Here is a 21,897-nt window from a genome sequence, read left to right on the forward strand (position 1 = left end):
AGGCCGTGGCGGGTTTTCGTCGTTCCCTGGCATCGTCTCCGTGAGATGCGTCACTCTGGACCCGATCGGGAGCCGGACACTACATTAGATTCATCGTCCAATAAGCGCACACCCCCGGGGAGGACCAGTGGGTGAGCCAGGGATAGTGATCGTCGGGTCCGGGTTCGCCGGGATCTGCATGGCCATCAAGCTCAAACAAGCCGGTTACCACGACTTCGTCATCCTGGAGAAGGCCGCCGAGCTGGGCGGCACCTGGCGCGACAACACCTACCCCGGCTGCGCGTGCGACGTGCCCTCGCACATGTACTCCTACTCGTTCGAGCTGAACCCGGACTGGTCGCGGATGTTCTCGCCGCAGGAGGAGATCCAGGACTACCTGCGCGCCTGCGCCGCCAAATACGGCGTCACCCCCCACATCCGGTACGGCAAGCGCGTCGTCTCCCTGGAGTACGACGACGCCGCCCGCGACTGGACGGTCACCACGGAGGACGGCGACACCCTGCGCCCGAAGGCGGTGGTCTCCGCGATCGGCGCCCTCCACATCCCGAAATTTCCGGATATCCCGGGGCAGGAGACCTTCACCGGCCCCGCCTTCCACTCCGCCGAATGGGACCACTCCGTGGACCTGACCGGCAAGCGCGTCGCCGTCGTCGGCACCGGCGCGTCCGCCGTCCAGTTCGTCCCCCGGCTCGCCCCCGCCGCCCGCCACCTGACCGTCTTCCAGCGCACGCCGCCCTGGATCCACCCCAAGCCGGACTTCGGCTTCTCCCCCGGCGCCCGCCGGTTCCTGCACCTGCCCGGCGCGGCCAGGACCCTGCGCGGTGGCATCTACTGGGCTCTGGAGAGCAGGGCCCTGGGCTTCGCCGTGGACCCCCGCCTGATGAGGGTCCACGAGCAGCTCGCCCTCCGCCACCTGCGGGCCCAGGTCCCCGACCCCGGGCTGCGCCGCGCCCTCACCCCCGACTACCTGATCGGCTGCAAGCGCATTCTCGTCTCCAGCGACTACTATCCGGCTCTGACCAGGGATAACGTCACTCTGGTCACCGACGGGATCACCGAGATCCGGCAGCGCTCGCTCGTGGACGCCGCCGGGGTCGAGCACGAGGCCGACGCGATCGTCTACGGCACCGGCTTCAAGGTGGTGGACGCGCTGGCCGACCAGCGGATCACCGGCAGGGACGGCCTGCGCATCCAGGACGCCTGGAAGAACGGCGTGGAGGCCTACTACGGCATCGCCGCCTCCGGTTTCCCCAATCTGTTCTTCCTCCTCGGCCCCAACACCGGCCTGGGCCACAACTCGGTCGTCTTCATGATCGAGTCGCAGGTCCGCTACGTCATCGAGTGCCTGCGCCTGCTCTCCCGCACCCAGGCCAGGGCCGTGGACGTCACGCCGGGGGCGCAGCGGGCGTTCAACGACCGGCTGCGCGAGCGGCTCAACCCGCTGGTCTGGAACGCGGGCGGCTGCCGGTCCTGGTATCTGGACGAGAACGGAGTGAACCGGACGATCTGGCCGGGCTTCACCTTCGAGTACTGGGCGCGTACGAGGAAGGTGCAGCCCGGCGCCTTCGAACTCATCTACTAGGCGAGACCACCATCGCGCTGCCGCCGCCGCGGCGGACCGGCTCGGCGGCGGCCTGGATCCGGCCCCTGCCGAGGAACTCCAGCGCCGTCGCGGCGCCGATCTCCGGGTTGGGCGCGAAGCTGTGCCCCTTGGCCTCCAGCTCGGCCTGGTAGCGGGTCAGGAACGCCGGCTCGGCCTGCGTCTGCGCCGTGTTGCGCTGGGTGGCGCGCGGCGCGGCGAGCGCGTCGGGCAGGCTCATCCCGAAGTCGTACCGGTTGACCAGGATCTGCAGCACGGTCGTGATGATCGTGGAGCCGCCGGGCGAGCCCACCGCCAGCACCGGCCGGCCGTCGTCGAACACCAGCGTCGGCGACATCGACGAGCGCGGCCGCTTGCCGGGGCCGGGCAGGTTCGGGTCGCCGGGGGCCGGGCCGAAGGTGAAGTCGGTCAGCTCGTTGTTGAGCAGCACGCCGCGGCCCGGCACCACGATGCCGTTGCCGCCGGTGGACTCGATGGTCAAGTTGTAGGCGATCACGTTGCCCCAGCGGTCGGCCACGACGAGGTGCGTGGTCTCCGGTCCCTCGGCCGCGACCGGGGTGGCGGCGTCGGTGGGCCGGGCGCAGGGCTCGTACGCGCCGTCCGGGCTGCCGGGCGCGGCCGGGTGGGCCATGGCCCTGTCGCCCACCAGGCAGGAGCGCTCCTTGGCGAAGCCGTCGGACAGCAGCTCCGCCAGCGGCACGCCGGGGATGTCGCCGACGTACTTGCCGCGATCGGCGAAGGCCAGCCTGGACGCCTCCAGGTATTCGTGCAGGCCCACCTGCGGCAGGGCCTCCAGGATGTTGAGCGCCTCCCCGACCGTCGAGCCGCCGGAGGAGGGCGGGGCCATGCCGTACACGTCGATGCCCTTGTAGGAGATCTTGGTGGGCTCGCGCATGATCGCGCGGTAGGCGCGCAGGTCGGACAGCTCCATCAGGCCCGGCCGGACGTTGCGGGTGCTGCCGGGGGTGACCGGGGGCCGCTTGACCGTGGCCACGATCTCCTTGCCGAGCTGCCCGCCGTACAACCAGGAGGGGCCGCGCTTGCCCAGTTGGCGGTAGGTGTCGGCGAGCTCCGGGTTCCTGAAGACCGAGCCGACGGGCGGCGGGGCGCCGTTCGGGAGGTAGAGCTTGGCCGTGGAGGCGATGTCCTTGAAGCGGGTGGCGTTCGCGGCGGTCTGGTCGTGGAAGGTCTGGTCCACCACGAAGCCCTTGGAGGCCACCTCGATCGCCGGTTGGAGGGCCTGTTTGAGGGGGATCGTGCCGAATCTGCGCAGGGCCAGGTCCCAGTTCGCGACCGTGCCCGGCACGCCCGCCGACAGGCCGCTGGTGACGCCCTCCTCGAACGGGATGCCTTCGAGGCTGGTGGCGGTCATGGCCTGCGGCGCGGTCTCCCGGCCGTCGATCGTGAACACCTTGCGCTGCCTGGCGTCGTAATAGACCATGAAGCCGCCGCCGGCCAGGCCCGACGAGTACGGCTCCGTGACGCCGAGCACCGCACCAGCGGCGACCGCGGCGTCCATGGCGTTGCCGCCCTTCCTGAGCACGGAGATGGCTGCCTTGCTGGCATCGAGGTCCACGGTGGCGACGGCGCCCCCGTACCCCTCGGCCACGGGGACTTTCTGCTGGCGCTCCGCCAGCGCGGCCGGGGCCGGCACGAGCGCGACGAGGACTGCTGCTGCGGGAATGATCACACGGCGCATGGTCTCCACGATGGCCTACGTACGCCCGTCGTGGTAGGGCCCCCTCACACGCTGGGGTGATGCGCTGGTCAGAGGGGTGATCTAGCGTGGGGGCGTGCGCAGGAAGTACGGCTTCGACCCCTATCTGGCCCTCATCGTGGCGGTCGGCCAGCTGGTGATCGGCAGGGGCGCCTCCTGGGGGCAGCGGTTCGCGAGGGAGCCGATGGACCCCTACGCGTACCTGCTGCTGCTGGTCGGGCCGCTGGCGATCCTCGCGCACCGCCGCTTCCCGCTGCTCACGACCGCCGCCGGGCTGGCCGCCTGCGATCTCTTCCTGGTCGGCGGGTACGCCTACGGCCCCAGTTTCCTCAGCCCGGGTGTCCTGCTGTTCCTGCTGGTGGTGCGCGGCAGGAGGCTGATGGCCTGGCTCATGGCCGCGATGACGCTGCTGTCGTTCGTGACCTACGCCTGGCTGGTCGGCAACCGCGATCTCTTCCACAGCGTATGGATCTTCACCTCCATCATGCTGCTCATGGTCGTGGCCGAGCTGGTCAAAGTCGTCAAGGAGCGCCGGGCCGAGCGGGACCGGATCGCCGAGGAGGAGGCCCGGCGGCAGGCCAGCGAGGAGCGCCTGACCATGGCGCAGGAGCTGCACGACGTGCTCGCGCACAACATCTCGCTCATCCACGTGCAGGCGTCCACCGCGCTGCACCTCATCGACGCCAACCCCGAGCAGGCCAGGACCGCCCTGGCCACGATCAAGACGGCCTCCAAGGAGGTGCTCGGCGAGATGCGCTCGGTGCTGAACGTGTTGCGCGAGGGCGCCCCACGCTCCCCGACCGCCGGGCTCGACCGCCTCGACGAGCTGGTCGAGCGCTCGGGGATGAAGGTGGCGCTCAAGCGCATCGGCTCGCGGCCGCTGCCGTCCCAGGTGGAACGGGCGGCGTACCGGATCGTGCAGGAGTCGCTCACGAACGCCGCCCGGTACGCGCCGGGGGCCGAGGTGAACGTGCGCCTGGAGTACGGCGAGAAGGAGCTGGTCGTCCGGGTGTCCGACACGGGCGCCACCACCGCCGCCGTGCTGGCCGAGTCGGGCAGCGGCAACGGGATCCCCGGCATGCGCGAGCGGGCCTCCGCGCTTGGCGGCACGCTGGTGGCCGGTCCGTCGGGCGCCGGTTTCCAGGTCGAGGCCCGGCTGCCCCTACCCGAGGAGACATCATGATCAAGGTTCTGCTGGCCGACGACCAGGCGCTGGTCCGCGCGGGCTTCAAGGCGCTGCTCGACGCCCAGCCGGACATGACCGTGGTGGCCGAGGCGTCCGACGGCGCGCAGGCCGTCCGGCTGGCGGGCGAGCACCAGCCGGACGTCGTGCTCATGGACATCCGCATGCCGGGCACCGACGGCCTGACCGCCACCCGCCAGATGCCGCCGGGGCCGCACATCATCATCCTGACGACGTTCGAGCTGGACGAGTATGTCTTCGAGGCGCTGCGCGGCGGCGCCAGCGGCTTCCTGGTCAAGGACACCGAGCCGGCCGAGCTGATCCAGGCGGTGCGGGTGGTGGCGGCCGGCGAGGCGCTCCTGTCCCCCAGCGTGACCCGGCGCCTGATCGCCGAGTACGCCTCCCGCGCCAAGGAGCCCGTCGCCGCCGACGGCCTCGACCAGCTCACCGAGCGCGAACGCGAGGTGCTCGCCCTGGTCGGGACCGGGATGACGAACGACGAGATCGCGGCCAAGCTGTTCATGTCACCGGCGACGGCGAAGACGCACGTGAGCCGGGCCATGATGAAGCTGCACGCCCGCGACCGCGCCCAGCTCGTCGTGATCGCCTACGAGTCGGGCCTGGTCAAGCCGGGCTGGCTCTGAGCCGTCGCCCCGGCCGCCGGGTCACTTCTGGTGGGCGGCGGCGAGGCCGAACCACTCCGCGGCCGCCTCCGCCAGCCCCTCGGTGCCCGCCCAGGCCACGTAGCCGTCCGGGCGGATCAGCAGCGTGTCGGCGGGCGGGTCGTCGCAGCGGGCCCTGACCACGTCGATCCAGTCGTCGTGGAGCTCGGCGCCGCCGCCCAGGTCGAGCAGCACGGGCCGGGCCGCGTGCATCAGCTCGGCCGCCCGGCCCCCGCCGGCCAGCGCCAGCTCCGGCAGGAACCGGCCGACCAGCGGATGCCCGGCGCCCCCAGGAGCGGCGTCCGGGTGCCCGGCATCCCCGGGAACGGGGTCCCGGTGCCCGACGTCCGGGTGCCCGGCGTCCCCGGGAGCGGCGTCACCGGAGGGCCCGTACCGCAGGCCGGAGTCGGTCAGCAGCGCTGCGAGGTGGCGGGCCGGCTGGTCGAAGGCGAACACCTCGGCGAGCAGCGCCCGCAGCGCCGCACCGTCCTCGCCCTCGACCCGGTCGATCGCCGCCTGCGCCCGGGTCTGCATGAGCGTGCGCTCGGCGACCGGCCGGCGCTCGGACTCGTACGTGTCGAGCAGCGCGTCCGGCACCCGCCCGCGCAGCCTGGCGGCCAGCTTCCAGCCGAGGTTGGCCGCGTCAGTCATGCCCACGTTGAGCGCCGACCCGCCCGCCGGGAACAGGTGGGCGGCGTCGCCCGCGAGGAACACCCGCCCGGCCCGGTACCGCTCGGCGAGCCTGGCCTGCGCGACCGTGCTCGACAGCCAGATCGGCTCGCCGAGCGGCACGTCCCGGCCCAGCACGCGGCGGACGGCGGCCCGGAAGTCCGCCGGCGTCACGGGGCCGTCCGCGAGGTCGCCCCGCTCCCGCACGCCGGCGACGAGCACGCCGTCGTGGAGCGAGGTGAGCAGCACGCGACCGCCCGGCCTGCGGTTCCAGCCCGGCTGGAGCCCGTCCCCCTCCAGGGACTCGAACACCTTCATGTCGGCCTTGAAGTGGCCGATCAGCAGCCCCTCCTCGTCGGTGGTGCCGAGGAAGGCGATCCCGGCCCGCTCGCGTACGAGGCTGCGCGCGCCGTCGCAGCCGACCGCGTACCGGGACCGGAGCGGCGCGCGCCCGCCGCCGTCCGCGACGTCGAGCGTCACCCCCTCCTCGTCCTGGGAGAGCGACAGCACCTCGCACCCCCGCCTGACTTCGACCCCGAGCTCCCGCGCCCGCTCGGCCAGCAGCCGCTCCAGCCTCGGCTGCTGAATCAGCAGCAGCCGCAGCGGACTGTCCTCGATCCCGTCGAAGCGCAGCGGCACCGACCCGAACGGGAACCCCGGCGCCCGCCCCGCGAACGGGCTGCCCTCGCTGAACCGCTCCAGCAGCCCTCTGTGGTCGAGTAACTCGACGACCTGCCCGCCCAGCCCGTTGGCCTTGGGCAGCTCGCTCGGCTCGGCCCTCTTCTCCAGCACGATCGGGCGGACTCCGGCCAGGCTCAGCTCGCATGCGAGCATCAGCCCCACGGGTCCGGCCCCCACGATCAGCACATCCTCCATGCCCGTCAGGCTAGATTGACAAAATCGCGCCTGTCAAGCTAGCCTGACACCGTGGACGTTACAGAGCTGTCCGAGCGGATCCGGGCCAACGACCCGGCGATGGGCCTGCGGGCGGTCGGCGCCCTGCACCGGCTGGCCGAGCAGGTCGAGGCGGTGTCCGTCGCGCTGGCCAGGGAGCAGGGCTGGACCTGGGAGCAGATCGGTGACGCGCTCGGCATGTCACGGCAGTCGGTGCACGCCAAATACGGGAAGTGAGGAGCTGACCATGTTCGGCAGGCAGAAGAGCCCGGTCACGGTGATCATCAAGGCCGCGTTCGAGGAGGCCCGGCTGCGCGGCGACCGGCGGATGGGCACCGAGCACCTGCTGCTCGGCCTCCTCCACCACGAGGAGTCCGCGCGGGCGCTGGGCATCGACGTGGCCACCGCCCGCGCGGCGCTGGACGAGCTCGACCGGGCGGCGCTGCGGATGCTGGGCCTGGAGGTCGGCGACGCGCCCAAGACGCCGCGCAAGCACCCGGCCGTCCCCGGCACCGCGCTCACCTCCAGCGCGCGTGCCGTGCTCAACCAGGCCATCAAGGCCACGACGATGCGGACCAGGGACGCGGAGACGCCCCGGCACCTGGCGCTCGGCCTGCTGGCGCAGGCCCGGCCCGACCCGGCCGCGCAGGTCATCGACCAGCTCGGGATCGACCGTACGACCGTACGCAGCCGGATCGTATGACCAAATTTGGTTGAATGCCGGGCCGGGCCGCTGAAAAGGTCGAAGAATGCGGCGCGCGTACGAGGACCCGATCCGGGAGAGGCACGTCGAGGCGAGGAGGCCTGATGGCCAGGCTGCATGACGTGGTGGTGGACTGCCGGCACCCGGCCTCGCTGGCCCGGTTCTGGGCGGCGGTGCTCGACGGCTACGCCGTGGCGCCCTATGACGAGACCGAGCTCGCGCGGCTGCGCGAGGAAGGGGTCCTCGACCCGGAGGACGATCCGACCGTGCTGGTCGACGGCGGATCGCCGCGGCTGTGGTTCCAGCGGGTGCCCGAGCGCAAGATCGTCAAGAACCGGCTCCACCTCGACCTGCGCGCCGACGACCTCGACAGCGAGATCGACCGGCTGATCGGGCTCGGTGCCAAGCTGCTGACCACGCACGACGACTGGGTCGTGCTGGCCGACCCCGAGGGCAACGAGTTCTGCCTGGCCTGACCGGCCCCCGCCCTGAGGACGATGGGACGCGCCGGGGCGCTACCCCAGCCGTCGTACGGCCCGCCCGCCCGAGCACTCCCCGGGGCGGAGCGCGAACAGAGCCCCACATCCGATTCGCCATGTCCTCCTCCGGCGGACCCTGGAGGTACGAACCAAGGAGGAGAACATGAACACGATCGCCCTATGGGCGCCGCACTGGGGCGGCGCCGGTGGCTTCTCGCCGATCTTCCCGGTCATCTGGGGCCTGCTCTGGGTCTCGCTCATCGCGCTGGCCGTCACGGGCTGGCGAAGGGGCTGGTGGGGCCCGCGCCGCGCGCACGCCGCCGCCGCTCCGGCGGCCTCGCCGACCGCGTCCGCCGAGCAGATCCTGGCCGAGAGGTACGCCCGCGGTGAGATGACCGATGACGAATACTTCGAAAGGATGTCCGTTCTCAGGGGCGGATCCTCCTAAACATCACTAAGGGTGTAACAAGTGTCACTGGCCGCATCCATGGAGTCGCGTTACGTTTCGAATACGGCTTCGTCGAGAGTGGGGACAAGCATGCGGTCCATCGCCGAGCTCAGCGGCCAGTGCCAGATGATCATCACTGACGACCCCGGCCCGTTCGGTCCGATCGCGTCGGCCGCCAGGAGCGGGTCCCCCGACAGCCTGGCGCTCGTCCGCTGAGCGGGCAGACCCTCACCCTGCTGGCCGGCGGGCTCGCCGCGGGCCTGGTCGCGGGCACCGCCACCTGCACGGCGGCGCAGGGCGGGCTGCTGATGGGCCTCCTCGACGGCTCCCGCGGGCGCGATCCCGCGCTGGTGGGCTGGTTCCTGGCGGGGCGGCTGGTCTCGTACACCGTGGTGGGGGCGCTGCTCGGGCTGCTCGGCTCGGCCGTCGCCCTGCCGCCGCAGGCGCGGGCGGTGCTGCTCGTCGCGGCCGGGCTCACCGTCATCGTCTTCGCCATCAGGCTCATGCGGCGCGGGCGCGCCGGCTGCGCGCCCGCGGAGCCGGCGGCTCCGTCCCGGTACAAGGCCCCCCTGCTGGGCGCGGCCACGATCCTGGTGCCCTGCGGGGTGACGCTCGGCATCGAGATGCTCGCCATCTCCAGCGGCTCCCCCTCGGCGGGCGCGGCGGCCATGGCGGGGTTCGTCGTCGGCACCGCGCCGGCGTTCGCGCTGCTCGGATACGTCCTGCGGCGCATCTCCCGGACCAGGCTGGCCCGGGTGGCCGGGGTCGTGGCCATCGCCGCCGGGCTCTGGACCGCCGGGGCCGGGATCAACCTGGGCGGCTGGGTCTCCACCGCCGCTCCCGAGGCGGCCGGCCCGCCCGCGCGGTCGGTCACCGTGTGGGCGACGCGGGAGGGCTACCGGCCGGCCATGGTGTCGGCGCGAGCGGGGGTGCCCGTCGAGGTGGTCTTCAAGCTGGCGGACCGGGGCTGCACCGGCACCGTCTCGATCGACGGGCGCGACGTCGCCCTGCCGGCCACCGTCCGGCTGCCGCCGCAACCGCCCGGCCTGCTGCGGTACGCGTGCGGAATGGGCATGTACACCGGGTTCATCGACTTCTCGTAGAGCCTTGTCGGCGATTACGGTTCGCGATCGGGCGATCACGTGCCAGTCTGTCGCCATGGCCTGGCAAGGAGAGGTGGCGGCGCCGGCCGTACCGGCGCCGCGCGTGGGAGACGAGCCCGAGCTGCTGGCCGCAGCGCGCGCGGGCGACGCGCAGGCCGCGCACCGGCTCGGCAAGCTCTACGCCCAGCACGGCGACCGCGCGGCGGCCAGGCTCTGGTGGGAGCTGGCGGCCGCGGGCGGCAACGTCGACAGCGCCTACAACCTGGGCATCTGGCACGAGAAACACGGCAGCCTGGAGGAGGCCGTCACCTGGTACGAAGCCGCCGCCGGCACCGGCGACGCCGAGGCGGCCACGAACCTGGCCACGCTCCTGCTGGAGCAGCGCGGCGACGCCGAGGCGGCCAGGGCCTGGTTCGAGATCGCGGCCACCGGCGGGTCCAGGACGGCCGCCCGCAGGCTGGCCCTGATGTACGAGGACGCGGGCGAGCCGGGCACGGCGCGCGAGTGGCACCGCCGGGCGGCCACGGACGGTGACGCGGCCTCCGCCCACGACCTGGGCTTCCTGGCCTACGCGGCGGGCGAGGAGGAGGAGACCGTGCACTGGTGGGAGTGCGCGGCCAGGGGCGGCCACGCCGAGTCGGCGTACTGCATGGGCCTCTACCTGCACGCCAACCGCGACCCCGAGGGCGCCGAGGCCTACTACCGGCTGGCCGCGCGGAGCGAGCATCCCGGCGCGGCCTCGCGGCTGGGCGGGGTCGCGCTGTCCCGGGGCGACCTGCGTACGGCGCGGGGCTGGTACGAGCAGGCGGCCGCCGCCGGGCGGGCGGAGGACCAGCGGATGGCCGGCTTCGTCTGCGTGGAGCTCGGCGACACGGCGGCGGCCAGCCACTGGTTCGGCCGGGCGGCGGCCGGCGGGGACGCCGAGGCGGCCTTCAACTACGGCCTGCTGCTCATCGCCGAGTTCGGCGACCTTGCGGGCGGGCAGCACTGGTTCCGGCAGGCGGCCGAGGCCGGGCACCACGGGGCCGCGGTCGAGCTGGGCGGGCTGCTGTCGGTGGCCGGGGAGCACGGGGAGGCGCAGGAGTGGCTGGCGGATCCGCCGCCGCCCGCCTGGGGGCGGCACGCCGAGCCCGAGCTGACCGCCAGGGCCGAGCTGGCCGCGGCGGCCATCGCGCGCCGGGGCGGTGTCCCGCTGGCGGTGGCCGACCTGGCCGAGGTGCTGGGCACGTGGGACCTGGTGACCAGGCCACTGCACAACCACTCGGACGTGTTCGCGTGGCTCGCGGCGCGGAGCGGGGTGCACATGAGCGCGGTCGAGCACCTGGCGTCGGTGCGCGGCACGCTGGTGCGCCCCGGCAGCGCGCCGTGGCCGAGCCCGAACGAGCTCGAGCACGTGCTGGCCACCGCCCGCGACCTGCGGCGGCGCCTGGGCGTGCGCTAGCTCTGGCCCAGATGGAACAGGTTGCCGTCGTCGTCGGTGAACACGGCCGACCAGCCCCACGGCTGCCGCGTGGGCTCCTGGGTGAACACCACGCCGCGCCCCGCCAGCTCCCGGTGCGTCTTGACGATGTCGTCGGCCTGGAACAGAACGTAGTTGGGCATGTCCTTGACCAGCACCGGCGCGTCGGGATCGGCCTTGCTGATCACCAGGCGGGTGCCGCCGCCGGGCGGCTGCACCTCGATCCAGCGGTCCTCGCCGTACGGCATGTCGCGGGTGACCTCGAAGCCCACCTTGTTCGACCAGAAGTCGACCGCCCGCTGCTGGTCCTCGACGTAGATGGTGACCTGGCTGATGCTGAGCGCCATCGCTGCCTCTCAAGGGATGGTGGAGAGTACGGTGGCGCAACCGTACCCTCCACCGCCGACAATCAGACGAGCTCGGCGACCGGGGTGTAGGCCAGGCCGAGCGCCTCGGCGACCGGCTCGTTGGTGAGCAGGCCGTCGTGCGTGTTGAGCCCGGCCGCCAGGCCGGCGTCGACCTTCAGGGCCTCGCGCCAGCCCAGGTTGGCCAGCTTGACCGCGTACGGGAGGGTCGCGTTGGTCAGGGCGTACGTGGAGGTGTTGGCCACGGAGCCCGGCATGTTGGCCACGCAGTAGAAGACCGACTCGTGCACCTTGTACGTCGGCTCCGCGTGCGTGGTCGGACGCGAGTCCTCGAAGCAGCCACCCTGGTCGATGGCGATGTCGACGAGCACCGAGCCCGGCTTCATGCGCGCGACCAGGTCGTTGGAGACCAGCGTCGGGGCCTTGGCGCCGGGGATCAGCACCGCGCCGATGACCAGGTCGGCCTGCAGGACCTCCTGCTCGATCGCGTACCGCGTGGAGACCAGCGTCTTGAGCCGGCCCTGGTAGATGGCGTCGATGAAGCGCAGGCGGTCGATGTTGGTGTCGAGGACGGTGACCTCGGCGCCCATGCCGACGGCGATCTGGGCGGCGTTCAGCCCGGAGACGCCGCCGCCGATCACGACCACCTTCGCCGGGGCCACGCCGGGCACGCCGCCCGGCAGGACGCCCCGGCCGCCGTTGAAGCGCATCAGGTTGTACGCGCCCACCTGCGGCGCCAGCCGGCCCGCGACCTCCGACATCGGGGCGAGCAGCGGCAGGGCGTTGCCCACCTGCACGGTCTCGTACGCGATGCCCGTGGTCCGGGCGCCGAGCAGCGCGTCGGTGCAGGGGCGGGAGGCGGCCAGGTGCAGGTACGTGAACAGCACCAGCCCCTCGCGCAGCCGGTGGTACTCCTCGGCGATCGGCTCCTTCACCTTGAGCACCATGTCCGCCTCGGCCCACACGGCGTCGGCGCTGTCGATGATCTTCGCACCCGCCGCGAGGTACTCCTCGTCCGTGATCTGCGAGCCCAGGCCCGCGCCCCGCTGAACGGTGACGTCGTGCCCGTTGCGCACCAGCTCGTGCACGCCCGCCGGAGTGGCGGCGACGCGATATTCGTGGTTTTTGACCTCGGCTGGGACGCCGATCTTCATTGCGGTGGATCCTTTCGGGAACCGGCACATCGTCGTGCCGGATTGAGGGGTGGTTCTCAGGCGGGGCCTAGAGGCGCGCCCACGCCTCGGTGAGCACGCCGCGGAGGATCGACCCGATCTCGTCGAACTCCTTCTGGCCGGCGATGAGCGGCGGGGCGAGCTGGATGACGGGGTCGCCGCGGTCGTCGGCGCGGCAGTAGAGGCCCGCGTCGAACAGCGCCTTCGACAGGAAGCCGCGCAGCAGCCGCTCGGACTCGGCCGCGTCGAACGTCTCCTTCGTGGCCTTGTCCTTGACCAGCTCGATGCCCCAGAAGTAGCCGGAGCCGCGCACGTCGCCGACGATCGGCAGGTCGCGCAGGTCGTCGAGGGTCTGCTTGAACAGGGGCTCGTTCTTCGTCACGTGGCCGAGCAGGTCCTCGCGCTCGAAGATGTCGAGGTTGGCCAGGGCCACGGCCGCGGAGACCGGGTGCCCGCCGAAGGTGTAGCCGTGGGCGAACATGGTGTCGCCGTCCTTGAACGGCTCGAACAGCCGCTCGTGCGCGATCATGGCGCCGATGGGCGAGTAGCCGCTGGTCATGCCCTTGGCGCAGGTGATGATGTCAGGCACGTAGTCGAACTTCTGGCCGCCGAACATGGTGCCCAGCCGGCCGAAGGCGCAGATGACCTCGTCGGAGACGAGCAGCACGTCGTACTCGTCGCAGATCTCGCGCAGGCGCTGGAAGTAGCCGGGAGGCGGCGGGAAGCAACCGCCGGCGTTCTGGACGGGCTCGGCGAAGACGGCGGCCACCGTGTCGGGGCCCTCCATCTCGATGGCGCGGGCCACCCGGTCGGCGGCCCAGATGCCGTACTGCTCGGGCGTCATGCCCGGGACACCGGTGATCTCGTCGGCGCGGTAGTGGTTGGTGTTGGGCACGCGGACCGAGCCCGGCACGAGGGGCTCGAACATCTGCTTGAACGCCGGGATGCCGGTGATCGACAGCGCGCCCTGCGGGGTGCCGTGATAGGCGATCTGGCGGCTGATGACCTTGTGCTTGAGCGGCTTGCCGACGAGCTTGTAGTACTGCTTGGCCAGCTTCCAGGCGGTCTCGACCGCCTCGCCGCCGCCCGTGGTGAAGAAGACGCGGTTCAGCTCGCCGGGAGTGTGGGAGGCCAGTCGCTGGGCCAGCTCGGCCGCCTTGGGGTGGGCGTAGGACCACAGCGGGAAGAACGCCAGCTCCTGGGCCTGCTTGGCGGCGGCCTCGGCCAGCTCCTGGCGACCGTGGCCCACCTGGACCACGAAGAGGCCGGCCAGGCCGTCGAGGTAGCGCTTGCCGTGGATGTCGTAGATGTACGACCCCTCACCGCGCACGATGGTCGGGATCTCTGACTGTTCGTAGGCACTGTGCCTGGTGAAGTGCAACCACAGGTTGTCCTGCGCGGCCTTCAGGACGTCGTGTTCCGGCTGCGTCATGGTTATCTTCCCTCGTGTCTGAACTCCCCACAGTCTGCATGCTCACCTGCGGTTTGCCAAGCGAATCGGTCGCAGCACTATGCAAGAAAATCGAGATCCGCAGAACCGGTATGTAACAACAACGAAATCCGCAGTAGATTAGCGCGCGGGTCAAGGCTGTGCCCGCCCCGTTTCCGCAGCGTGGGGGCTGTTGTGATCCAATGAGAGCAAACTGCTGTCAACCGCTATGAATTGTTGTTAACCGTTAGAACAACCCCCGGGGGACCGTCCCGTGACTCCTGAACAGATCGAGAGCGCCGTCTCCGCCGCGATGCCACAGGCCATCGAGGAGCTCAAGCGGCTCGCCGCCATTCCCTCCGTGGCCTTCCCCGGGCACCCGGAAGAGCCCGTGTTCGCCGCCGCCGCCATGACGGAGGAGCTCCTGCGCTCCACCGGCCTGCCGCGCGTGCAGCAGGTTGCCGTCGAGGGCAGCTTCCCCGCCGTCTACGGCGAGGCGCCCGCGCCTCCCGGCATGCCCACGGTCCTGCTCTACGCGCACTACGACGTGCAGCCGGCGGGGGACCCGGCCACGTGGCGGACGCCGCCGTTCGAGCCGACCCTGATCGACGGCCGCCTGTACGGGCGGGGCTGCGCGGACGACAAGTCGGGCGTCATCTCGCACATCACCGCCCTGCGCGCCTTCCAGGGCCGGTTCCCGGTGGGCATCAAGGTCATCATCGAGGGCCAGGAGGAATACGCGGGCGACCGGCTGGAGGCGTTCGTCGAGCGCAACCCCGACCTGCTGCGGGCCGACGCCATCGTGGTGGCCGACACCGGCAACCCGCGCGTGGGCGACCCGGCGGTCACGACCTCGCTGCGCGGGATGGCCGCCTTCACGATCGAGGTCCGTACGCTGCGGGAGGCCCTGCACAGCGGCTCGTTCGGCGGTGCGGCCCCCGACGCGCTGGCGGCGCTCATGCGCATGCTGACCTCACTGCACGACGACAACGGCGACATCCGCGTGCCGGGGCTGCCCCGGGGGTCGTTCCTCGGGCACGGGCCGTCGGAGGAGGAGTTCAGGAAGACGGCCGGGGTGCTGGACGGGGTGTCGCTGGTGGGCTCGGGCTCGCTGGCGGACCGGCTGTGGTCCTCGTACGCGATCACGGTCACGGGGCTGGACGTGCCGACGGTGTCGGGCGCGGTCAACGCCGTCCAGCCGGCGGCGCGGGCCCGGGTGACGGTCCGCGTACCTCCGGCCGGCGACCCGAAGACGACGGTGAACGCGGTCGTGGAGTTCCTGCGCCAGGTGACGCCGTGGAACGTGCAGGTGTCGTTCGGGGACTTCACGGTCGGGTCGGGCTTCCAGGCCGACTCGGGCGGCAAGGCCCGCGCGGCCCTGAACCGCGCCATGGAGCGCGCCTTCGGCCGCCCGCCGCGCGACGTCGGCGCCGGGGGCTCGATCCCGCTGGTCAACACGCTGCTGAAGCAGTATCCGGCGGCGGAGATCCTGCTGTTCGGGGCGGAGGACGAGGAGGCGGCCATCCACGCGCCGAACGAGCGGGTGGACCTGGAGGAGCTGCGCAGGGTGGCGACCACCGAGGCGCTGTTCCTGCAGGAGCTGAGCCTGCCCTCGGCCCTGGGCGTGTAGACCGCCCGCACCGTCAGCCCACCCGGTTACCGGGTGGGCTGATCTTTTTTGGAACCGCCGTCCCCGTTCGCGGCAATTACTCGTGTCATGACCAGAGACACCCGAGAGGCAAGACATGCGACACGAGAGCCGGGCGGGCGGCGGTGGCGCGGTGGACGCGGTGCCCCGGCACGAACCCGAGCGGTTCGCCACCTTGTTCGTCGACCACGCCCCCGAGCTCAAGCGTTACGTCGTGCGGCGGCTTGGCGTGGAACCGGCTGACGACATCGTCGCCGAGACATTCGCGGTGGCCCTGCAGCGCCTGGACACGTACGACCGCGGCCTCGGTGACGAGCGTTCCTGGCTGTACGGCATCGCCACCAACCTCATCGGCCGGCACCGCCGCCGCGAGATCGGCCTGTACAGGGCACTGAGCCGGACGGGGGCCGACTCGGTGACCGAGCCGTTCACGGACGAGGTCGAGCGGCGGGTGGCCGCGGGCGCGGCGAGCAGGCGGCTGGCGAAGGCGCTGGCGGGGCTGTCCCAGAAGCATCGGGACACGTTGCTGCTGGTGGCCTGGACGGAGCTGACGTACGAGGAGGCCGCCGTGGCGCTGGGCGTTCCCGTGGGGACCGTGCGGTCACGGGTCAACCGGGCTCGCGGCAAGTTGCGCCGGGTGCTCGCTGGTGCCGATCCGACCGTCGTGGACGAGGGATGAGTGATGGTGAACGAGATCGAGCTCCTCAGGGAGATGCGCAGCGAGGTGCCCGAGCGGCCGGACGTCACGGGGGTGGAGCGCAGGCTTGCCGAGCTGACGGCCGTTCCGGTGACGAGGCGGCGCCGGCGGCCCGCGTACCGGCTGGGGCTGACGGTGGCGGGGGCCTGCGTGCTGGCGGCCGCGGCCGTCGCCGTCATCCAGCCGCGGGCCGGCGAGGTACGCACGCAGCCGGCCGTGTCGGCACAGCGGGACGGCACCACGTCGGTGCTCGAACAGGCGGCGCTCGTCGCCGTACGGAGCCCGGCCACGGAGATCCGGCCCGACCAGTGGTTCTACCTCAAGGAATCGCAGCACATGGGCGCCGATCTGCCGGCGTTCGAGTCGTGGGCGCGGATGGACGGACGCCGGGAAGCGATCAGGGAGGAGGGCGGCGAGCTCAAGGTGGGGGCCGCGGAGAAGGGGCCGACACACGTCGGGCGTACGCAGCGGGAGGTGGAGAGCCTGCCCTCCGACCCCGACGCGTTGCTGGCCCACTTCCGCGGGCTGGAGAGGGAGCGGTTCCCCCTGTCGATCTGCCGGCCGAACTGCGCCCCCGAGATCGAGGACGACGTCAAGGCGTTCGGGACCATCGGGTGGTACATGAAGTTCGGGCCGATGATCCCGCCGGAGACGGTCGCGGGGATGTACCGGGCGCTGGCCAGGATCCCGCACGTGTCGATCGAGCAGGGCACCACCGACCTGGACGGGCGCCAGGGCGTCGGGGTGGTGTTCGACGCCGGGGACGGTGTCAAGGCGTACTACGTCCTCGATCCGGAGGACTACCACTACATGGGGATGAAGGTGGTGAACGACGGCGAGGCCGTGGGGATGTCGGTGCTCGGGTCGGGCATCGTGGACCGGGCGGGCGACGTGCCGTGATCAGGCCCGCCAGTTCACCAGGGACAGCAGGCGCTCGGCCTGGGCCCGGTCCGCGGCGGCCAGGGTGATGCCCCTGACGAGCGTGAGCAGGTCGCGTACGTCCAGGTCCGCGCGTACGTCACCGGCTCGTTTGGCCTCCTCCAGCAGGCCGGAGGCGGCGCCGAGCATCGATCGATGCCACTCGGCGTGCCGGGCCGTCTCGTGGGAGGCGGCCAGGGCCAGGTCGCGCTTGGTGGTGAGGTGGTCCATGAACCGCCGCAACCACTCGTGCAGCGCCTCCCGCGGCGACCCGGCCGCCCGCAACTCCTCCGCGCCGGCGCAGAGCTGGGCCACCTCGTCGGCGTAGACGGCGACGAGCAGGTCGGAGCGGGTGGGGAAATGCCGGTACATGGTGGCGTTCCCGACTCCGGCGCGGCGGGCGACCTCGTCCAGCGGCGCGTCGGTGCCGCGTTCGGCGAACACCCGGGCCGCCGCGGCCAGCAGCAGGTCGCGATTGCGCTGCGCATCCGCCCGCAGCGGCCGAGACGATCCCATCTGACTCCTTGCTAAGTGGGGAAGTCCCCGGTTACTGTAGCCGTGAACCATAAACGGGGAGTTCCCCACTTAGCTGGAAGGAGGGTCGCCATGACGGCTGCGGAGGTGCATCGGCGGATCCTGGAGCTCTACCCGGAGGCGCTGGCCGGGCGGATGGACGAGGCGCTCGCCCTCATCGACCCCGACGTGATCGACCATCGGGGCGGCACGGACGGCGACCACCACGGCCTGGCGGCGTGGCGGGAGAAGTGGGAGCGGACGGCCTCCGGGGAGACGGGCTTCCACGACGTCTCGGTCGAGGTCGAGCAGAACGTGCACGACGGCGACCTGTCGGCCAACGTCTACCTCAGCCGGGGCACCCACACGGCCTCGGGCCGGCGCTACGAGGTGCGCGGGATGGACCTGATCCGCGTACGGGACGGCCGGATCGTGGAGCACTGGGCCATCAGGGACACGGTGGCCATGGGCCACCAGCTCGGGCTCGCTCAGTAGTCGACGGCCCGGCGCTGCACGAGCCGCAGGCCCACCGCCACCAGTGCCCAGCCCAGGCGCGTCTCCCAGGCCCGGACCGCCGAGCCCGGGGCGGCGGCGCGGGTGAGGCGGTCGCGTTCGGCGTCGGCTCGCAGCTCGCGGGCCCGGACCCGCTCCACGTACAGGTATAAGTCCGGATTCATCGGCTCTCTCCTCCCGATCAGGGCTGTCAGGTACGGAACGGGAAGCCGTACGCATGCACGGCCACGTTCTCCCGACCCTCCGTGTCGCCCGCCTCCCGCGCCGCCTCGCCGCGCCGCCGCCAGCTCCGGACCAGCGCGTTGAGCTCCGCCCCCATCTCGTCCAGTTCGGCGGCCGTGAGCGCCAGCCAGTGCTCGGAGCTGAAGGCCGCGTTCCGCCAGTCGTCGCTCCACGCGGACTTCGTGTCGAGATAGCTCTGGTACAGCTCGCCGCGCTGGCGGGCGAACACGCGCGAGACCGCGGTGTGGACGGCGGCGCGCTCGGGGGCGTCGCTGAAGTCCTCTTCCCGGGTGGCGATGCTGGTGGCGGCCGGTCGCCACCAGCGCTCTCTGGCGTCCCCGCCGCGCCCCTCGGCCTCCTCGATGATCCCGTGCGCGGCCAGCTTGCGCAGGTGGTAGCTGACCAGCGACACCGCCTCGTCCACCTGGTCGGCGAGCTGCGAGGCGGTCGCCGTGCCGGCGACGTGGAGCGCGCGGTAGAGCTGGATGCGCAGCGGGTGGCCCAGGGCCTTGAGCGTGTCGAGGTCCTTGACGCGATGGGTCTTCTCGGTGGGGGCCATGACAGCAGGGTAAGTAGGAAAGAAAATTTGCGCAATATAGTTTGCGCAAATTTATTTTCTACACCTTGCGGATAGCCGGAGTCCTTCATGCCGGCCGGGACGAAGATGTTCTCGCGGCCGTAGTCCTGGAACGGCAGCCCGGCCACCTTGGCCAAGTGCTCCCTGATCATCGCCCCGGGCGCCTGAGCGGCTCAGAACCGCCAGCGTGTCTGCGCGTAGTCGCCCTTGCGGAAGCCCAGCACCTTGGCCGGCGCCACCTCGAAGACCAGGGCCACCCCGCCGGCGGTGTTCACGAACCCCTCGTCGGCGACCTCGAAGTGCCACTCGCTGGTGTACTTGGCCTCCCAGGCACCGGCCAGCCGCTTGAGCTTGCCGGGGTCCGTGACCCGCTCCGCGACACCCTCCACCACCAGGTCCAGGCCCTCGTGCAGGGCGCTGGCGCCGGTGGTGAGCGCGCAGTTGCGGTTGGCCTCCAGGTTCCTGGCCTTCTGCTCCTCGGCGCCCGTGCAGAAGTAGAGCGCGTCGTCCTGCCAGACGGCCAGCAGTGTGGTGACGTGCGGGCGGCCGTCGGCGCGTACGGTGCTCAGCCAGTACGTCTCCGCGCGCTCCAGCTGGTCGCGGGCCTCGGCCCAGGACGTCGGGGCGGCGTTCTCGGCGCTGAAGCGGGCGTCCAGCCGGGTGGTCGGTTCCATGGTCACTCCTTCGGTGCGACGGTCGTCAATGGACAGACCTGGCCGGCGCCGGGAACTCATCGGCCGGGACAGGATGGGGTGTCGCCTGACTTCGGAGGTATCGCAACATGGCCACGTTCGCGCTGATCCACGGTGGCGGAGGTTCCGCCTGGGACTGGCACCTGCTGGAGCCCGAGCTACGCGGTCGCGGGCATGACGTGGTGGCGGTGGACCTGCCGGTCGAGGACGAGAACGCGGGCCTGCTCGACCACGCCGACACCGTGGTCGAAGCCGTCGGGGGCCGCCGCGACCTGGTCGTCGTGGCGCATTCGTGGGGCGGGTTCGTCGGGCCGCTCGTCTGCGCGCGGACGCCTGCCGAGCTCCTGGTGCTGGTCACGGCCATGGTCCCGGTCCCGGGCGAGCCGCCGTCCGAGTGGTGGGGCAACACGGGGTTCGAGCAGGCGGAGATGGACACGATCGAGCTGTTCCTGCACGACGTGCCCAAGGAGCTCGCCGAGGAGTGCCTCTCCCGGGGGCGCTCCCATGCGGACAAGGCGGTGCTGGAGCCGTGGCCGCTGGGCGCGTGGCCGGACGTGCCGACCAGGTTCCTGCTGTGCCGGGACGACCGGTTCTTCACCCCCGAGTTCATGCGCCGGGTCGTGCGCGACCGGCTCGGCATCACGCCCGACGAGATCGACGGCGGCCACGCTCCCATGCTGGCGAGGCCCCGGGAGCTGGCCGACCGGCTGGAGGGTTACCTGATCGGGAGGTCGTAGACCCGGCGTACGCTGCTGCCGAGCCTGGCCACGTCGGCCCCGTACACGTGCAGCGACACCCCGACCTCCGCGCTGGTGTTGCGCACCTTGTGGATGTCCCCGGGCGGCGCGAACCCGCTGACCTCCCCCGGCCGGTTGTCGGCCCGCCCGATCTCCACGAGGTGGTCGCCCATGTCGCGGTAGAGCGTCTCGTGCTCGATCCCGCTGAGGATGCCGAACGTGCACCACGAGACGTGGTCGTGGATCACCGTGTCCTGGCCGGGCCGCCACACGACGCCGACGATGGAGAAGCCCTCCTCGGCGTGCAGCACGTGGCTGGCGTACCGGTCGGGCGAGCCCGCGCGTTCCTCGGGCGTCAGGATGTCGCGCCCGGGGAGGTGGTCGCGCAGCAGGGCGGCGACGGCGAGGGCGGTCTCGCGGCGGCCGAGCCGGCGGTCGACGATCCGCGACACCCCCGCCACGAGGATGCCGAGCCCGGGTCTGGTGGCTGTGGTTACGGCGATATTCATGGTATTCCCCTAGGGAAAATCAGCAATCGGCCTTCCCCTTCCACGGTCCTGCATTTCGACCGATAGGTCCAACAGAAGTCTTCTGGCCGATCTATAGATACGATTGATGAATGCTCGACGTCGTACGCCTGCGCGTCCTCGTCGCGGTGGCCCGCAAGGGCTCGCTGACCGCGGCGGCCAAGGAGCTGCACTATTCACAGCCCTCGGTCAGCCACCACCTGGCCCGGCTGGAGGCGGAGACCGGGGCGAAGCTCGTCCAGCGTGCCGGGCGCGGCATCCGACTCACGGAGGCGGGGCGGCTGCTGGCCGAGCGGGCCGCGGAGATCATCGGCCGCCTCGACGCCACCGCCGAGGAGCTGGCCGCGCACGTGGGGCTGCGCTCCGGGCGGGTGCGGCTGGCGGCCTTCCCGTCCGCGCTGGGGACGTTCATCCCCAAGGCGGCCAGGTCGCTGGCCGGCGCGCATCCGGGGCTTCGCCTGCAGCTCACCGAGACCGAGCCGCCGGAGGCGCTGCGGCTGCTGCGGGCCGGGCGGGTGGACGTCGCGGTCATGTTCCGCTACGACGACACCGCCCCCGAGGACAGCGGCATCCACATGGTGCACCTGCTCGACGACCCCAGCTACCTGGTGTCGAGCGGGCCCGCGGGCGGGCTGGCCGAGCACGCCGAGTCGGCCTGGATCGCCGGGTGCGACCGGTGCCGCAGCCACCTGCTGGACACCTGCGAGAAGGCAGGGTTCGAGCCGCGGATCGCCTTCACCAGCGACGACATCGTGGCCGTGCAGGCGCTGGTCGCGGCCGGGCTGGGGCTGACGATGCTGCCCGGGCTCGCGCTGGCCGCCCATCGCCACCCGGAGGTGGAGGTGGCGGAGGTGCCGGGGTCGACCAGGCACGTGTACGCCGCCGTCTACGGCGAGCCGCCACACCCGCCGGCCACCGAAGCGCTGCTGGCAGCCCTCCAGGAAAGCCTTTGACGCCACGCCTACCATGG

Annotated in this window: 26 protein-coding genes; 16 read left to right on the forward strand and 10 right to left on the reverse strand. The window is 71.8% G+C overall.

Features of this window, described 5'->3' with window-relative positions:
- The first annotated feature begins 127 nt into the window (after positions 1 to 127).
- Positions 128 to 1,582 (forward strand): NAD(P)/FAD-dependent oxidoreductase, encoded by a 1,455-nt coding sequence (locus tag AB0J69_RS20450; protein ID WP_364119153.1) that lies wholly within the window; start codon positions 128 to 130, stop codon positions 1,580 to 1,582.
- Here the strand turns inward: AB0J69_RS20450 and ggt are convergent.
- Complete coding sequence (gene ggt / locus AB0J69_RS20455) at positions 1,572 to 3,299, reverse strand: gamma-glutamyltransferase (RefSeq protein ID WP_364119156.1); 1,728 nt, start codon at positions 3,297 to 3,299, stop codon at positions 1,572 to 1,574. The two genes, AB0J69_RS20450 and ggt, sit on opposite strands and share 11 nt — an antisense overlap.
- A gap of 94 nt (positions 3,300 to 3,393) precedes the next feature.
- Between ggt and AB0J69_RS20460 the strand changes: the two genes are divergently transcribed.
- On the forward strand, positions 3,394 to 4,500 hold the full coding sequence (locus AB0J69_RS20460; protein WP_364119158.1) for a sensor histidine kinase: 1,107 nt from the start codon (positions 3,394 to 3,396) through the stop codon (positions 4,498 to 4,500).
- Positions 4,497 to 5,144, forward strand: a complete 648-nt coding sequence (locus tag AB0J69_RS20465; protein WP_185109860.1) for a response regulator transcription factor — start codon at positions 4,497 to 4,499, stop codon at positions 5,142 to 5,144. The genes AB0J69_RS20460 and AB0J69_RS20465 overlap by 4 nt, the downstream gene beginning before the upstream one ends.
- A gap of 21 nt (positions 5,145 to 5,165) precedes the next feature.
- On the opposite strand, the gene AB0J69_RS20470 is transcribed toward AB0J69_RS20465, so the two are convergent.
- Positions 5,166 to 6,707, reverse strand: coding sequence for an FAD-dependent monooxygenase (locus AB0J69_RS20470; RefSeq protein WP_364119162.1), 1,542 nt, complete (start codon positions 6,705 to 6,707; stop codon positions 5,166 to 5,168).
- Between the two features lie 99 nt (positions 6,708 to 6,806).
- Between AB0J69_RS20470 and AB0J69_RS20475 the strand changes: the two genes are divergently transcribed.
- From AB0J69_RS20475 to AB0J69_RS20505, 7 genes are all read left to right on the forward strand, one after another.
- Positions 6,807 to 6,962, forward strand: a complete 156-nt coding sequence (locus AB0J69_RS20475) for a helix-turn-helix domain-containing protein (protein ID WP_091081925.1) — start codon at positions 6,807 to 6,809, stop codon at positions 6,960 to 6,962.
- Between the two features lie 10 nt (positions 6,963 to 6,972).
- Positions 6,973 to 7,428, forward strand: a complete 456-nt coding sequence (locus AB0J69_RS20480; protein ID WP_364119165.1) for a Clp protease N-terminal domain-containing protein — start codon at positions 6,973 to 6,975, stop codon at positions 7,426 to 7,428.
- Positions 7,429 to 7,532: 104 nt separating this feature from the next.
- Positions 7,533 to 7,904 (forward strand): VOC family protein, encoded by a 372-nt coding sequence (locus AB0J69_RS20485; protein ID WP_364119168.1) that lies wholly within the window; start codon positions 7,533 to 7,535, stop codon positions 7,902 to 7,904.
- A 166-nt stretch (positions 7,905 to 8,070) separates the two neighbouring features.
- Positions 8,071 to 8,355, forward strand: a complete 285-nt coding sequence (locus AB0J69_RS20490) for an SHOCT domain-containing protein (protein ID WP_364119171.1) — start codon at positions 8,071 to 8,073, stop codon at positions 8,353 to 8,355.
- A 90-nt stretch (positions 8,356 to 8,445) separates the two neighbouring features.
- Positions 8,446 to 8,571 (forward strand): hypothetical protein, encoded by a 126-nt coding sequence (locus tag AB0J69_RS20495; protein ID WP_364119174.1) that lies wholly within the window; start codon positions 8,446 to 8,448, stop codon positions 8,569 to 8,571.
- A gap of 44 nt (positions 8,572 to 8,615) precedes the next feature.
- Positions 8,616 to 9,458 (forward strand): sulfite exporter TauE/SafE family protein, encoded by an 843-nt coding sequence (locus tag AB0J69_RS20500; protein WP_364119509.1) that lies wholly within the window; start codon positions 8,616 to 8,618, stop codon positions 9,456 to 9,458.
- A gap of 55 nt (positions 9,459 to 9,513) precedes the next feature.
- Positions 9,514 to 10,899: a tetratricopeptide repeat protein gene (locus AB0J69_RS20505; protein WP_364119176.1), complete on the forward strand. Its 1,386-nt coding sequence runs from the start codon at positions 9,514 to 9,516 to the stop codon at positions 10,897 to 10,899.
- Here the strand turns inward: AB0J69_RS20505 and AB0J69_RS20510 are convergent.
- From AB0J69_RS20510 to AB0J69_RS20520, 3 genes are all read right to left on the reverse strand, one after another.
- On the reverse strand, positions 10,896 to 11,264 hold the full coding sequence (locus AB0J69_RS20510) for a VOC family protein (RefSeq protein WP_364119179.1): 369 nt from the start codon (positions 11,262 to 11,264) through the stop codon (positions 10,896 to 10,898). The two genes, AB0J69_RS20505 and AB0J69_RS20510, sit on opposite strands and share 4 nt — an antisense overlap.
- A 62-nt stretch (positions 11,265 to 11,326) precedes the next feature.
- Positions 11,327 to 12,436, reverse strand: a complete 1,110-nt coding sequence (gene ald, locus AB0J69_RS20515) for an alanine dehydrogenase (protein WP_364119182.1) — start codon at positions 12,434 to 12,436, stop codon at positions 11,327 to 11,329.
- A 67-nt stretch (positions 12,437 to 12,503) separates the two neighbouring features.
- Positions 12,504 to 13,886 (reverse strand): aspartate aminotransferase family protein, encoded by a 1,383-nt coding sequence (locus AB0J69_RS20520; protein WP_364119185.1) that lies wholly within the window; start codon positions 13,884 to 13,886, stop codon positions 12,504 to 12,506.
- A 271-nt stretch (positions 13,887 to 14,157) separates the two neighbouring features.
- On the opposite strand from AB0J69_RS20520, the gene AB0J69_RS20525 reads away from it, so the two are divergent.
- The 3 genes from AB0J69_RS20525 (at position 14,158) to AB0J69_RS20535 (ending at position 17,128) form a co-directional block, all read left to right on the forward strand.
- Positions 14,158 to 15,513: a dipeptidase gene (locus AB0J69_RS20525; RefSeq protein ID WP_364119188.1), complete on the forward strand. Its 1,356-nt coding sequence runs from the start codon at positions 14,158 to 14,160 to the stop codon at positions 15,511 to 15,513.
- Between the two features lie 115 nt (positions 15,514 to 15,628).
- A complete protein-coding gene (locus AB0J69_RS20530) occupies positions 15,629 to 16,210 on the forward strand; it encodes an RNA polymerase sigma factor (RefSeq protein WP_364119190.1) in 582 nt (193 codons plus the stop codon).
- Positions 16,211 to 16,213: 3 nt separating this feature from the next.
- Positions 16,214 to 17,128: a CU044_5270 family protein gene (locus AB0J69_RS20535; protein WP_364119193.1), complete on the forward strand. Its 915-nt coding sequence runs from the start codon at positions 16,214 to 16,216 to the stop codon at positions 17,126 to 17,128.
- Here AB0J69_RS20535 and AB0J69_RS20540 read toward each other — a convergent pair whose 3' ends face one another.
- Complete coding sequence (locus AB0J69_RS20540; RefSeq protein WP_364119196.1) at positions 17,129 to 17,662, reverse strand: helix-turn-helix domain-containing protein; 534 nt, start codon at positions 17,660 to 17,662, stop codon at positions 17,129 to 17,131. It lies immediately after the preceding gene.
- A 90-nt stretch (positions 17,663 to 17,752) separates the two neighbouring features.
- Between AB0J69_RS20540 and AB0J69_RS20545 the strand changes: the two genes are divergently transcribed.
- Positions 17,753 to 18,154, forward strand: coding sequence for a nuclear transport factor 2 family protein (locus tag AB0J69_RS20545; RefSeq protein WP_364119198.1), 402 nt, complete (start codon positions 17,753 to 17,755; stop codon positions 18,152 to 18,154).
- Here the strand turns inward: AB0J69_RS20545 and AB0J69_RS20550 are convergent.
- The 3 genes from AB0J69_RS20550 to AB0J69_RS20560 all read right to left on the reverse strand — a co-directional run bounded on the left by AB0J69_RS20550 (position 18,148) and on the right by AB0J69_RS20560 (position 19,645).
- Positions 18,148 to 18,336 carry a hypothetical protein gene (locus AB0J69_RS20550; protein ID WP_364119201.1) on the reverse strand — a complete coding sequence of 63 codons (189 nt, stop codon included), beginning with the start codon at positions 18,334 to 18,336 and terminating at the stop codon, positions 18,148 to 18,150. The genes AB0J69_RS20545 and AB0J69_RS20550 overlap by 7 nt on opposite strands.
- A 26-nt stretch (positions 18,337 to 18,362) precedes the next feature.
- Positions 18,363 to 18,953, reverse strand: a complete 591-nt coding sequence (locus tag AB0J69_RS20555; protein WP_364119204.1) for a helix-turn-helix domain-containing protein — start codon at positions 18,951 to 18,953, stop codon at positions 18,363 to 18,365.
- A 191-nt stretch (positions 18,954 to 19,144) separates the two neighbouring features.
- Positions 19,145 to 19,645, reverse strand: a complete 501-nt coding sequence (locus AB0J69_RS20560) for a pyridoxamine 5'-phosphate oxidase family protein (RefSeq protein ID WP_364119207.1) — start codon at positions 19,643 to 19,645, stop codon at positions 19,145 to 19,147.
- A 107-nt stretch (positions 19,646 to 19,752) separates the two neighbouring features.
- On the opposite strand from AB0J69_RS20560, the gene AB0J69_RS20565 reads away from it, so the two are divergent.
- The gene (locus AB0J69_RS20565) at positions 19,753 to 20,400 is read left to right on the forward strand and encodes an alpha/beta hydrolase (protein WP_364119209.1); all 648 of its coding nucleotides are present in this window, start codon (positions 19,753 to 19,755) and stop codon (positions 20,398 to 20,400) included.
- Here the strand turns inward: AB0J69_RS20565 and AB0J69_RS20570 are convergent.
- The gene (locus AB0J69_RS20570; RefSeq protein WP_364119212.1) at positions 20,379 to 20,909 is read right to left on the reverse strand and encodes a cysteine dioxygenase family protein; all 531 of its coding nucleotides are present in this window, start codon (positions 20,907 to 20,909) and stop codon (positions 20,379 to 20,381) included. The genes AB0J69_RS20565 and AB0J69_RS20570 overlap by 22 nt on opposite strands.
- A gap of 110 nt (positions 20,910 to 21,019) precedes the next feature.
- On the opposite strand from AB0J69_RS20570, the gene AB0J69_RS20575 reads away from it, so the two are divergent.
- On the forward strand, positions 21,020 to 21,880 hold the full coding sequence (locus tag AB0J69_RS20575) for a LysR family transcriptional regulator (protein ID WP_364119214.1): 861 nt from the start codon (positions 21,020 to 21,022) through the stop codon (positions 21,878 to 21,880).
- Positions 21,881 to 21,897: the final 17 nt, after the last annotated feature.

The organism is Nonomuraea sp. NPDC049709 (assembly GCF_040674815.1).
Lineage (GTDB): Bacteria > Actinomycetota > Actinomycetes > Streptosporangiales > Streptosporangiaceae > Nonomuraea.